10 protein-coding genes are annotated in these 12,388 nt (G+C 72.7%); 1 reads left to right on the top strand and 9 read right to left on the bottom strand.

From position 1 onward, the window contains the following. Window positions 1–48: 48 nt before the first annotated feature. Window positions 49–261: a hypothetical protein gene (locus tag ACFVHI_RS03410; protein WP_380335329.1), complete on the bottom strand. Its 213-nt coding sequence runs from the start codon at window positions 259–261 to the stop codon at window positions 49–51. Between the two features lie 188 nt (window positions 262–449). Here ACFVHI_RS03410 and ACFVHI_RS03405 point away from each other — a divergent pair, with 188 nt between their 5' ends. Then, a complete protein-coding gene (locus ACFVHI_RS03405; RefSeq protein ID WP_380335326.1) occupies window positions 450–1,295 on the top strand; it encodes an HAD family hydrolase in 846 nt (281 codons plus the stop codon). 63 nt (window positions 1,296–1,358) lie between these two features. On the opposite strand, the gene ACFVHI_RS03400 is transcribed toward ACFVHI_RS03405, so the two are convergent. From ACFVHI_RS03400 to ACFVHI_RS03365, 8 genes are all read right to left on the bottom strand, one after another. Then, the gene (locus ACFVHI_RS03400) at window positions 1,359–2,249 is read right to left on the bottom strand and encodes a phosphate ABC transporter ATP-binding protein (protein WP_079135714.1); all 891 of its coding nucleotides are present in this window, start codon (window positions 2,247–2,249) and stop codon (window positions 1,359–1,361) included. Window positions 2,250–2,287: 38 nt separating this feature from the next. Then, window positions 2,288–3,199, bottom strand: a complete 912-nt coding sequence (locus tag ACFVHI_RS03395; protein WP_380335323.1) for a class E sortase — start codon at window positions 3,197–3,199, stop codon at window positions 2,288–2,290. Continuing rightward, window positions 3,196–5,073, bottom strand: a complete 1,878-nt coding sequence (locus ACFVHI_RS03390; protein WP_380335320.1) for a substrate-binding domain-containing protein — start codon at window positions 5,071–5,073, stop codon at window positions 3,196–3,198. The genes ACFVHI_RS03395 and ACFVHI_RS03390 overlap by 4 nt, the downstream gene beginning before the upstream one ends. Window positions 5,074–5,111: 38 nt before the next feature. After that, the gene (gene pstA, locus ACFVHI_RS03385) at window positions 5,112–6,338 is read right to left on the bottom strand and encodes a phosphate ABC transporter permease PstA (RefSeq protein ID WP_063348388.1); all 1,227 of its coding nucleotides are present in this window, start codon (window positions 6,336–6,338) and stop codon (window positions 5,112–5,114) included. A gap of 43 nt (window positions 6,339–6,381) precedes the next feature. After that, complete coding sequence (gene pstC / locus ACFVHI_RS03380) at window positions 6,382–7,413, bottom strand: phosphate ABC transporter permease subunit PstC (protein WP_063348389.1); 1,032 nt, start codon at window positions 7,411–7,413, stop codon at window positions 6,382–6,384. Window positions 7,414–7,754: 341 nt separating this feature from the next. Beyond that, the gene (locus ACFVHI_RS03375) at window positions 7,755–10,445 is read right to left on the bottom strand and encodes a hypothetical protein (protein ID WP_380335315.1); all 2,691 of its coding nucleotides are present in this window, start codon (window positions 10,443–10,445) and stop codon (window positions 7,755–7,757) included. A 244-nt stretch (window positions 10,446–10,689) separates the two neighbouring features. Next, window positions 10,690–11,280 (bottom strand): hypothetical protein, encoded by a 591-nt coding sequence (locus ACFVHI_RS03370; RefSeq protein ID WP_380335312.1) that lies wholly within the window; start codon window positions 11,278–11,280, stop codon window positions 10,690–10,692. A gap of 45 nt (window positions 11,281–11,325) precedes the next feature. Continuing rightward, window positions 11,326–12,363, bottom strand: coding sequence for a substrate-binding domain-containing protein (locus ACFVHI_RS03365; RefSeq protein WP_380335310.1), 1,038 nt, complete (start codon window positions 12,361–12,363; stop codon window positions 11,326–11,328). Between the last annotated feature and the right edge of the window lie 25 nt (window positions 12,364–12,388).

Below are 12,388 nucleotides of genomic sequence, written 5' to 3'. Positions count from 1 at the left end.
AAATTCCGTGCCACGAAAGGGCAGTGGCGCAGCTCGGCCGGACAGGACCTACGGGTGCGGGCGGGTGCGCTGGGCCGGGAGGCGGGGCTCGGGGGCGCGGCGGGCGATCTCGGCGAGGGTGTGGAAGAGGACGTCGCCGAGCAGGACCGGCTCGCGGGAGGCGTCCGGGGAAACGTCCGGGGAAGCGCCCGAGGAGGCGTCCGGGGAGGCGGCGGGCGGGATGGTCGGGGGAGGCTCGTCTCGGAGCTGGCGAGTGGGCATGGCTCTTCCTGCCGACGGGGTGGCCGTGCACACTCCTGCCCGTCGCGCCCCGGGGACACCCCGGCCGCCGGGCGAATAGGCCGGAAACGGCGCCTCGGGGGCCGAAAGCCACAGGTCCGGCGGGTCGGCGGCGCCGTCCTGCGGGTCCGCGACGAGGTCCGTCCTCGCCGGTGACCGGTGTGGCACCGATGGGCGAAGATGGACCGGTGACCGAAGCCCGTACCGCCACCCGCCTCATCGCCACCGACCTGGACGGCACCCTGCTGTGCGCCGGCGGCACCGTCAGCGAACGGACCGCCGCGGCCCTGGCGGCCGCGGAGGCGGCCGGGGTGCAGGTGGTGTTCGTCACCGGGCGGCCGCCGCGCTGGATGCAGCAGGTGAGCGCGCACATCGGCGGCCACGGGGTGGCGATCTGCTCGAACGGCGGCGCGGTGGTGGACGTGCGGCGCGGTGAGCTGCTGGAGTCGTTCCCGCTGCCGGTGGAGACCACCCTGGCGGTGGTCGAGGTGCTGCGCGCCAAGCTGCCCGGCACCGCGTTCGCCTTCGAGTACCCGGACGGGTGGGCCCGCGAGCCCGAGTACGCGGTGCCGATGTGGGGCGACGACCTGGAGCACGCGGTCGGCCCGGCGGAGAAGCTGCTGAGCGCCGGCGGGCCGGTCCGGGGCCTGTTCAAGCTGCTGGCCAAGCACCCCGACCTCGACCCGGACACGTTCCTCACCCAGGCCCGGGAGGCCGCCGGGCAGCTGGCCGAGATCACCCGCTCGGCGCCGATCCCGCTGCTGGAGATCAGCGCGCCCGGCGTCACCAAGGCCAGCACGCTGGCCCGTTGGTGCGCCGGGCACGGGATCGACCGGAGCGAGGTGGTGGCCTTCGGCGACATGCCGAACGACCTGGAGATGCTGGACTGGGCCGGCACCGCGTACGCCGTCGCCAACGCGCACCCGCAGGTGCTGGCGGCGGTGCCGCTGCACACCGTGAGCAACGAGCAGGACGGCGTCGCGGCGGTGCTGGAGGAGCTGCTGCGGTTCCCCTAGCTCCCCTGGCTCCCCTGGCTCCCCTAGGACGTATCGCCTGGGCCCTGTCCGGCCGGGCAGGGCCTAGCCGAAGCGGCCGTTCACGTAGTCGGAGGTCCGCTGGTCGCGCGGGTTGCCGAAGACCTGCGCGGTCGGCCCGGCCTCCACGATCCGGCCCGGGGTGTCGTGGGTGGCCAGGAAGAAGGCGCAGGTCTGCGAGACGCGCTGGGCCTGCTGCATGTTGTGGGTGACGATCACGATGGTGAGCCGCCCGCGCAGTTCGGCGATGGTCTCCTCGACCCGTCGGGTGGAGGTCGGGTCGAGCGCGGAGCACGGCTCGTCCATCAGCAGGATGTCCGGCGAGACCGCCAACGACCGTGCGATGCACAGGCGTTGCTGCTGCCCGCCGGAGAGCGAGCCGCCCGGGGTGTGCAGCCGGCTGGAGACCTCGTCCCAGAGCCCGGCGCGGCGCAGGCTGGTCTCCACCAGGTCCCGGCGCTCCTCCTTGGAGACCTTGATGCCGGCCAGCTTCAGGCCGCTGGCGACGTTGTCCTGGATGGACATCGCCGGGAACGGGTTGGGCCGCTGGAACACCATGCCGATCCGGCGTCGCACCTCGGCGGGGCGCCGACCGGGACGGTAGACGTCGTCGCCCTCCAGCAGCACCTCGCCGGAGAGCGCGGCGCCGCGCACCATCTCGTGCATCCGGTTGAGGATCCGCAGGTAGGTGGACTTGCCGCAGCCGGACGGGCCGATCAGCGCGGTGACCTCGCCGGCCGGCATCGCCAGCGAGACCCGCTCCAGCACCTTGCGGGCGCCGAACCAGGCGGAGACCTCCCTGGTCTCCAGCCCGGCCAGCGGCTCGCCGCCGGGGTGCGGGGCCGGCGGCAGCGGCGGGAGGGTGAGGGTGTCGGCGGCCGGGTCGGTCGCCGGGGCGTCGACCGTCCCCAGGCCGGTGGTCGGGGTGTCGGTCATCGGTGCATCCGTCATCGGTACGGCCTTCCGGGCGCGCTTCAGTAGAGGTTGGGCAGCAGGGCGGCGGCGTTCTCGTAGACCGCCCAGAGCAGTGCGCCGAGCACCGGCGCGAGGCTCAGGTAGGCCGCCGAGGCCCGCCAGTACCGGGCCAGCAGGAGCGCGCCGAGCACCACGCCCAGCAGTCCGAGCGACCACAGTTGCAGCGTGGCCAGCGCGCCCTTGTCGGCGGCCAGCGCCTTGTCGTACGGGACGGTCCGGGGCCGGCCGCCGGGGTTCTGCTGGGGGTCGCCGTCCAGCCGGGCGCCGACCATCACGGTCGAGCCGGGGATCCAGTCCGAGTCCCCGGTGACCAGGACGAGCCGGTTGCGGGCCGGGTCGGTGATCGGGTGGTCGCCGTCGCCGTACACGTTGACGGTGTAGGTGAACTTGCCCTGCCCGGTGGTGGCCTCGATCTTGTCGCCGACCCGGAGCCCGGACAGTTCGGCGAAGGGCGCGCCGAAGGTGGCGCCGCGGCCGAACAGCACCGCGACGCCGCCCTGGCCGGGCAGGGCGGTGTCCCGGCGGTGGCCGGGCCCGCGCATGAGGTCCCGGCCGGTGGTGCCCTCGACCACGACGGCCTGGTGCAGGCCGATCGCCGGGATGTCCAGCAGGGCCACCGGGGCGCCGTCGGCGGCGGCCCCGGTGGGGGCGACGGCCCGGGCGAGCTGGTCCCGGAAGGTCTTGTACGCGGTGGACTGGAAGTGCCGTTCCTGGACGTGCGAGAGCGTGAACAGGTAGCCGACGAAGCCCAGCACCAGCGCGGCCAGCAGGCTGGCCACCCAGGCGCCCTGGAGGAGGCGGCGCCGCGAAGGGGCGGCGGCGGGCCCGGCCGCGGGGGTCGCGGCGGGCGGGCCCGCGGGCGTGGCCGGCCGCGCGGGGGCGGCCGGCTTCTCCAGCACCGGGGCGGTCACGAGGCGCCGTCCGAGGACTTGCGCCGCCGCAGCAGCCGCCGGCCGAGCAGCGGCGGGACGAGCACCACGGCGAGCAGTTCGAGGGCGGTGAGCGTGCTCAGCGTCCAGTCCTCGGGCTTGCCGGCCACCTCGACCACGTTCGCCGCGACCTCGGTGCTGCCGCCGCGGCCGCGGGCGACGACCTGGCCGGTCTGCGGGTCGACGACGTCCTCGGTGCCCGGGTCGCCCGGCGCGGCGCCGGCCGCGTTCGGGTCCGTGCCGGCCGCGCCGTCGGCAGCTGCGCCGCCGTCCCCGGTGCCGCCGGTGCCCGCGCCGCCACCGCCCGTACCGCCACCGGTACCGCCGGTGCCGCCGGACGTGCCTGCGGCCGTGCCGTTGCCGGTCCGGCCCGAACCGCCGGCGGCCGTGCCGCCCGTGCCCCCGGTGCCGCCCGTGCCGCCCGTGCCGCCGGTCCCGCCGGCCGCGCCGCCGCCGGTGCCGCCCGAACTACCCGCGCCCGAACCGGTCTTGACCGGCTGGCCGTCCTGCACGGTGCAGTCCAGCGGAGCGCCCTGCTTGTCGCAGGGGCTGGGCTGCGGCGCGTTCTTGAGGACGGTCAGCTCACCGGCCGAGTTGAAGGTCGGGTTCGCGCAGTTGGAGAGGGTGTCCGGGTCGACGGGGCTGGCGTTGCCCGGGATGCTCTTGGTCTGCAGCAGCCCGCCCTTGACCAGGTTGCGCGGGATCGGCGAGTAGCCGAGGCCGTCCGCCTCGCCCTGGCCCTCGCACAGCACGTAGGCGAGGAAGCGGCTGAGTGCGCCGCCCTTGTCGTTGTTGAAGCGGGGCGGCGGCTTGAGCTCCGCTCCGGCGCGCGGCACGATCACGTAGCTGTAGCTGGAGATCGGGTAGGCGCGGGGGTCGTCCATCGTGTAGACGCCGTCGAGGTTCTGCTGGAGGTAGTTCGGGTCGGTCGCCGGGGTGTTGTCGTCGACGCCGCGGATCTTCGCCGCGGTGAGCGCGACCGCCACGTTGGAGGCCGTCGGCAGGGAGTAGTAGCCGGCCTTGTTGAGCACCTTCACGACCGGCCAGTTGCTGCGCTTGGCGAAGGCGTACTCGTCGTAGCCGATGGTGCCCTGGCCGATCGAGGACTTGATGTAGCCCGCGACGATGTCGGAGCCGTTCTGCGCGGTCATCCGGCCGGACGGCGGGTAGAACTCGGTGTAGTCGCCGCAGGTGGTGCCGTTGACGGACTTGCAGTAGTCGTCCCACTGGGCCTGGTAGCTGTGCTCCATCCAACGGGTGAACTGCGCGGTGGCGCCGGAGCCGTCCGAGCGGACCACCGGGGTGATCGGCATGCTCTGCAGCGGCTTGCCGTAGTCGGCGGTGATCTTCGGGTCGTTCCAGTTGGTGATCTTGTTGGTGAAGATGTCCACGATGGTCTGCGGGGAGAGTCGCAGGTCGCGGACCTGCTTGCCGCCGACCTGCAGGTTGTACATGAAGGTGGTGCCGCCCGCGGTGATCGGCACGTACGAGAAGCCGTAGACCGGGTTCTCCCGGCCGCCCTGGCCGCCGGTGCGGGCCGATTCGCTGAGGCCGGTGTCATCCCCGCTGCGGAACGGCACGTCCGAGGCGGTGAAGTCGGTCTGCCCGTTGCTCCAGGCCGTGCGGCCGGCGGCCGAGCCGACCGGGTTGAAGTTGATCTGGATGCCCTGCGGCCCGACGTCCTGGCGCCACTGGTCGATCGCCGGACCGGACCAGCTGGAGCCCTGGGCGCTCAGCGCGACCGACGCCGCGAACGCCGCCCCCTGCCCGAGCAGCAGTGAGGCCGCGGCGAGCGACAGGGACAGCAGCACGGCCAGGGTGCGGGCCACGGGGCGGCTTGCGGCCTCCCACGACATGGGAACTCCTCTGGTACGGAGGGTGGTTGGGCGGGACATCAGCGCTTCTCCGGCTGGATGGCGTACGGGCGGGCGACGGCGGCCGCGGCGGCCGCCTCAAGACGACGGGCGTCCCGGTTGATCCGGCGCTTCTGACCCCTCGTCAACTGGCCGGGCCGACGGCCGCCGAGCACCCGGGCGGTGACGAACAGGACCAGCACCACGGCCATCAGGGTCAGCCCCGCGGCGAAGGCCCGCGCGACCATCTCGGGGTAGGGCTGCTTGACGTAGTTCCAGATGTAGAGCGGCAGCGACACCTGGGGCTCGGTGAACGGGTCGGCATTGAACTGCGCGGTGAAGCCCGAGGTCAGGAGCACCGGCGAGGTCTCGCCGACGCCGCGCGCCATGCCGAGCACCACCGCCGTCACCAGACCGGGCCGGGCGGTCGGCAGCACCACGTTCCACACCGTCCGCCACTGGCTGCCGCCGAGCGCGTACGAGGCCTCGCGCAGGGTGCCCGGCACCAGCCGGATGACCACCTCGGCGGCCCGGGTGACGATCGGCATCATCATCACGGTCAGCGCCAGCGAGGCCGCGAACCCGCTCTGCTCGAACCCGAGGGTGAGGATCACCACGCCGAGCACGAACAGGCCCGCGACGATCGACGGCAGCGCGGTCATCGCCTCGACCAGGGTCCGCACCGGACGGGCCATCCGGCCGCCGACCTCGGACATGAAGACCGCCGCGGCGATGCCCAGCGGCACCGCGAACAACGTGGCCAGGCCCAGCTGTTCGAGCGAGCCGACGATCGCGTTGAGCGCACCGCCGGAGGTGATCGGGGAGAGCGCGGCCGTCCTCTCCATCGACTCGGTGAAGAAGTTCAGGTGCTGGGCCGCCTCGGAGCCTCGGACCACCAGATAGCCGATCTGGTCGACGATCAGCGCGAGCACCAGCAGTCCGGAGCTCCACGCGACCACCGACACCAGGCGCTCGCGCACCAGCAGCCTGCCCCACTGGAGCCGCCCGAGGGTGAAGTAGCCGGCCAGGAACAGCACGTACCAGCAGACCAGGAAGCCGAACGCGCCGCTGAACGGCAGGATCCGCTCGTAGCTCATCCAGTCCAGCGCCAGCGAGCCGACCAGCGAGCCGGCCACGGTGAGCACGTCCTCGCGGGTGACCCCGCCGAGCTTCAGGCGCCGCTCCGGGCGCGGGGGTACGGGTGCGGGGGCGGGCGGCGCCTCGGCGGGCTCGGACGCGGCCACGGGTGGCAGGTCGAGCGTGGTCATCGGGTCGTCCCTTCAACGGGGTTGGTCATGTCGGCCGCCCTTCTCAGTCCGCGGTCGAGGCGCCGGAGCGCGACCGGTTGATCACGAAACCGGCCGCGACGTTGACCAGCAGGGTCAGTGCGAACAGCACCAGGCCGGCCGCCATCAGCGCGGAGAGCGACAGCGCGTCCGACTCACCGAAGCGCAGCGCGATCAGCGCCGAGATCGAGTTGGCGCCGTTCTCGAGGATGTGTGTGATGGTCTTGAAGTTCGGCGAGATGATCAGCGCGACGGCGATCGTCTCCCCCATCGCCCGGCCGAAGCCCAGCATCACCGCGCCGATCACACCGCCCTTGCCGAACGGCAGCACCACCGCGCGCACCATCCCCCAGCGGGTCGAGCCGAGCGCGTACGCGCCCTCCCGCTCGCCCTGCGGGGCCTGGGAGAACACCTCCCGGCTGAGCGAGGTGACGATCGGGATGATCATCAGGGAGACCACGACGCCCGCGATGAAGGTGGACGAGGTGTAGGACGTCCCGATGTCGCCGGTGCGCACCTTCAGGAAGGGGATCGCGTCGCCGAGGTGGTTGGCCAGCCAGCGGACGAAGCCGATGATGCGCGGCTGGAGGAAGAACAGCCCCCACAGGCCGTAGATGATGCTGGGGATCGCCGCCATCAGGTCGATCAGCGAGACCAGCACCGAACGCAGCCGCACGGGCGCGTACTCGGCGATGAAGACCGCCGTGGTCAGCGCCACCGGGACGGCGATGGCCAGGGCGATCACGGCGATCAGCAGGCCGTTCGGCAGGACGGCGGCGATGCCGAAGTTGTGCGCGGCGGTCTGCCACTTCTGCTCGGTCAGGAACGACCAGCCCACCGCGCGCAGCGCGTCCGTGCCGCGCAGCAGCAGGAAGAACGCGATCAGCCCCATGATGGCGAAGACCGAGATCCCGGCGAGCCGCAGCACGCCGCGGAACACCCGGTCGCCGGGGGTGGCGGGGGCGGTGATGACGCGCGGGACGTCGGGGTCGGGCTGGCCGTCGGGGTGGCCTGGCGCCCCGGCGTACGGTGCCGCGGGCTCGGCGGCGGCTGTCATGGTCTGCTCTCCGTGCTCGGGTACGGGTGCCGGGGCGGTGCCCCGGCCTGGACGGCGGCCCGACGAAAGCGTCGAAGGCGGCTCGGTCGGCTGGTTCGTGGTCGTCGGTCGGTCGCCGGCGTTCCGGTCGGTCGCCGGTCGGTCGGTCGCCTGCGTTCCGGCCGCCGGTCGGTCCGGTCGCCGACGCGCGGGCGGCGCGGGTCTGGCTGCGGGCCTGGTCAGCGGGCCCGGGGCAGACGGCAACGGGACCGGGCGGACGAGTCGGCGGGGCCGGAACGGCGGCCCCGCCGAGTCGTCCGAGGTGCGCCGGCGTCAACCGGCGCGGGCGTCAACCGCGGGCGTCAGCGGCCCCAGCGGCGGCGACGCACCCGCGACCAGCCCTCGCGCAGCCCGGTCAGCGCCTTCTGCCCGGCCGGAGTGCCGCCCAGCAGCAGCGTCGCCGGTCCGCCGACCAGCAGCACCAGGCCGCCGATCAGCGCGATCGGGAGCAGCAGGCGGGCCATGCCGGAGCGGTCCGCCGCCGGCGTGCCGGCCGCGACGGGCGCCACGGTGATCGGCTTGCCGGACGCGGAGGGGGCGGCGGCGGCCTTCGCCCCGCCGGCCGTTGCGGCGGCCGGTACGGCGGCGGATCCGCCGGTGCCGGCCGTGCCGCCGGTCGTCCCGGTGGAACCGGTGGATCCGATGGATCCGATGGAGCCGGTGCCGCCGGTGCCGCTGGTCCCGCCGGTCGTGCCGAAGGTGTTGCCGTCGGCCGAGGTGTCCCCGGTCCCGCCGGCCACCGTGCCGCCGTCGCTCACGGGCGCGGGCGCGGTGCCGGGAGCGGCGCCGTCCGTGGAGCCCGATCCGCCCGCCGGGGTGCCGCCGGTGCCACCGGTCGTCCCCGGGTCGGGGGTGACGGGGGGCGGGTTCGGCGGCGCGGCCTGGTTGCCGGGCAGCTTGCCGTCCTGCGTCTCCACGTGCGAGGCGGCGTCCGCCGCCTGCGCGCGCTGGGCGTTGGTCAGGGCGAGGAAGCCCTGCGCCAGCCGGCCCGGCTCGGTGCCGTACACCTGGCCGCTGGTCGTCACCGTCTTCAGGAACTTGGTGATCGCCGCCGCCTTGGCGTCGGGCACGCCCTTGGTCGGCACCATCGCGTACTGCACGCTGGTCAGCGGGTAGGCGAACTGGTCGTGGGCGTACGCCGTGTCGGCGACGCCGTACGGCAGTTGCTGGACACCCGTCGCCGCGTCCACCGTCATGTCCGCCACCGCGGACTGGAAGCTGGACGTGCTGGGCGCAGCGAACCCGCCCGCCGGGTTGAGGAGTTGGGCCTCGGGGAGCGCGTAGGCCTTCGCCTGGCCGGCGTCCATGATCGAGAACAGCGTCCGGCTGCCCGGGTCCATCGGCGCGCACTGGTTGTGGCCGCCGTCGGGCTGGATGGTCGGATCGATGCAGGTCGGCTTGTTCTGCAGCAGCTTCCGCGCCACGTCACCGAGCCCCGTGGTGACCGGATTCCACTCGTACTCACGCCAGTTGCTGCGCGGCTGCGTCGTCGCCCCGACCAGCCCGGAGGAGTCCTGCCGGGCGAAGGAGTCGGTCGGGTAGCCGGAGAAGGCCGGCCGCAGGTAGTACGTGTCCACCCGCATGCCCCACGGGTCCGGCTCGCCGTCCAGGAAGCGCGCGGCGTCCGGGTCGGAGGCGATCCACGAGGTCAGCTGGTACACCAGGTCCGTCGTGCCGCCGACCACGATGGGGCTGGACTGCGAGACCGCGCAGGACGTCGGCCACTTCAGCCCGCTCTCCGGCGGCAGCGGGTTCAGCTTCAGGAACTCCTGGTCCCGGAAGATGCAGGTCGGGTTGCCCTTCACGGAGGCGATCACGCCTCCGGCGGGCGAGTACGACTGGGTGAGGAGCTTGGCCAGCAGCCGGGCGTTGAGCTTCATGTCCCTGATCTGCCGACCGGTCGACGGGTCGTCGACCACGAAGGCCACCGACACGCCAGAGGCCGACAACGGCGCGTAGACGTACGGGCGTTGCGGCGTCGACGTGTCCGGTCGGACCGTCAGGGCGACGTCCGTCGCTCCGCCGAGGAAGTCGGCCCGGGCCTGCGGCTCACCGCCGGCGGGAAGGTACTGGAAGGACAGCGGGTTGTCGCCCAGGCACAGGCCGGAACGCCACAGCTGCACGGCCCGGTTGGCCGCCTCCAGGCCCGCGGCACGGAACGCCGACGTCTGCGCCTCGCAGGCGGCCGGCGAGGGCGCGAAGGCCAGCGGCACCACGGCCCGGTTCTCCCAGGCGCACTGCTCGCCGCTCGACATGCCGTTGGCCGCGTCCTTGCCGAACACCTCGTCCGACGCGAGCTTGTATCCGGTGGTGAGATCGAGGGTGTGGTTCGTGCAGTCCACGGTCTGCTGCGGATTCGTCTGGCCGAGGCTGTCACCGCCGTAGTTGGCCTCCACCACCAGGGAACACGGGTGGGTGGCATCGCAGGCCAGGGTCGGGCTCTGCAGCCCCGTGTACAACTCGATGGTCGCGGCTCCCGAACCGTCCATACTGGTGGGGGAGATCACCATGTTGCTCGGGAAGTCCGGCGCAGGCACGTCGGTCTTCCGCTGCTGGAACCCGGCAGCCGGATCCAGCCCGTACATGGTGCTGCCGTAACAGTCGGTGACCTTTGGATCGGTGCCGCGGCACTCGTAGATCCGGACGGCGAAGAAGGAGTAGGCGTCGCCGGGCTTCACGATCGTCCTCGGCTGGCCGTTGCCGTCCGTGGTCGGGGTGAAGCCGCTCCAGGAGAGCTGGACCACCTGGTTGGTGAGGTCCTTCGACTGCGAGAGCGTGATGCTCCCCTGCTTGCCGTACGTCCCGGTGCTCGGATTCCAGAGCTTCGGCCCCTTCACCGTCACCGCGGACGACGCCGCCACCGCCTGTGGCACCGCCCCCAGGCCGATCGGCACCACCCCGAGGGCCACCACCACCGACCACACCATCGCGATCGCCGGCCATCGGCGACGCCACCACCCCGGATCCCTCCGGTCGGGTAGTCGGACTCTCATGGCGGGCACCTCCGTGCGAATCCGCGCCGCCCAGCACGCGGCGCAAGGGGGATCAGGCATGCGGACGACCGGACGGTTCCGGTACCTGACCATTGCGCCAGCCGGATATGGCCGGATCCGGTCGACAGGGTGTACGAGACCCCAACGCGGCACCCATGGAACGGAGTTGCGTCGTCCGAATGCGTACGGGCCCGCACCGGGGTGCGGGCCCGCAGATCACCCCGCGGTCATCGCGGGCCGGGGGTCAGCTGCCCGGGGTGAAGGACAGGGCGAGCGAGCCGACCGACTGGCCGCCGGTGAAGTACGTGGTGCCGAGGGCCTTGTCCAGGTACTGCGCGCCCTCCGCGTCCACCTGGAGGCTGGAAGCGGTGAGGCTCTGCGTGGTGCCGGTGCGGCCGACCTGGGTGTCGCCCAGCGGGTCCAGCAGCGCCACCGGGTTGGTGCCGCCGTCCGGGACGGCCGTGATCTTCCAGCTGCGGACGCCGAAGTCGAGCTGCTTGAAGACGACGCTCTTGCCGTTCGTGGCGTTGAAGAAGAGCAGGCTGCCGCCGAACTGCACGTCCCCGGAGAAGGACGGGATGTTGGCCGCACCGCCGGTCACCGGGAAGGTCGCGGTGATGGCGTTGTTGGCGGCGGCCGCGGTGGCCGGCGTCAGCGGGACGACGACGATGCCCTTGAGCACCGACTTGGCCAGGAACGCGCCGTCGACGGTGATCACGGCGCTGCCGGTGGGCGCGGCGGCGGTGGTGTCGGCCACGGCCACACCGCCGACACCGGTGACCGCCAGGACGACGGCGGCACCGGTGGTGGCGAGGCGGATGCCGGTTCTTGCCATGCTGAACTCCTTGGGAGAGGTGGGATGGTGCGGGTGGAGCAGTGGTCAGCTGTGCGTGATGCTCCCGCAGGCGTGGGGCGGCAGCGGAAGGAAGCCGAACCCGGTGATGTCCGCGAGGGCGGTCGGATTGGTGCAGATCCAACCGTCGGCGCCGAAGACGGAGCGCAGTGCGGCACCGTGGGCGTCGGCGGCGTTCCAGTCGGAGCGGCGGAGCACGTGGTAGAGGGAGAGGACGTAGCTACCGCCGACGAAGTTCTTGTTGATGGCCTTCTTCGCGGTGTCGACCGGCGCGTCGCCGTTGACGTTGCGGATGGTCAGCGGGCCCTGCACATCCGAACCGCTGCCCCGGCCGTAGTACATCTGCCCGACGTAGTGCCCCACGGAGTAGGGGACCAGCGCGTCGGGGTCGTTCAACTGGGCGTCGCTGCCCTCGTTCTCCTGCACACCCTCGGTCACACAGAGGCCGAAGGCCGAGACGCCGATCTTCCACAGGAAGTTCGTGCGGAGGGCTGAGCCGGGCTGCGGCAGGAACGGCTTGATGGTGGTGCTGGGCAGGCTGGGGTCGATCTGGTCCCAGGTGGTGACGTTGCAGGTGTAGATGTCCTTGAGGTTCTGCGTGGTCAGGTTGGCCGGCGCGTTACCACCGGATTTGGCCGCCCAGGACACCGCGTCCGATGCGAACGCCACGAATTCGAAGGTGTTCGGGTCGGTCAGTGCCGGACCACGTGAGGAGCGGGCGAAGTCCACCGCGGTACTGGTGTTGTTCTTCAAGGCCTGGATGCCGGCGTCGGCCCCGTTCGGGCGGGCGATCGACGTGGCGCCGGTCTTGGTGGTGATCGGCGAGGTGCCCGTCGCGTCCCAGCTGTACAGGCGCGGCGTGGTGGTGTCGGTGCTCGGGATGGTGGCGTTGTAGTCCGCGGAGAGCTGGTTCATCACCAGCTGCGTGACGCCGTCCCCCACCCCCACGATGTCCCGTGCGGCCGGCAGCGACGTCGGATCGGCGGCCCCCGTGCCGCCGGTCGCGGTGACGACCGCCGTCGCCAGAGCGGCGGCGGCGAGCAGCTTCTTCGTCGTTCCACGCATGGTCCCGGGCCCCTTCGACGGCTCC

The organism is Kitasatospora sp. NPDC127121 (genome assembly GCF_042677305.1).
Lineage (GTDB): Bacteria > Actinomycetota > Actinomycetes > Streptomycetales > Streptomycetaceae > Kitasatospora.
The sequence above is the reverse complement of the archived record's forward strand: the minus strand, read 5'-3'. Positions and strand labels throughout refer to the sequence as shown.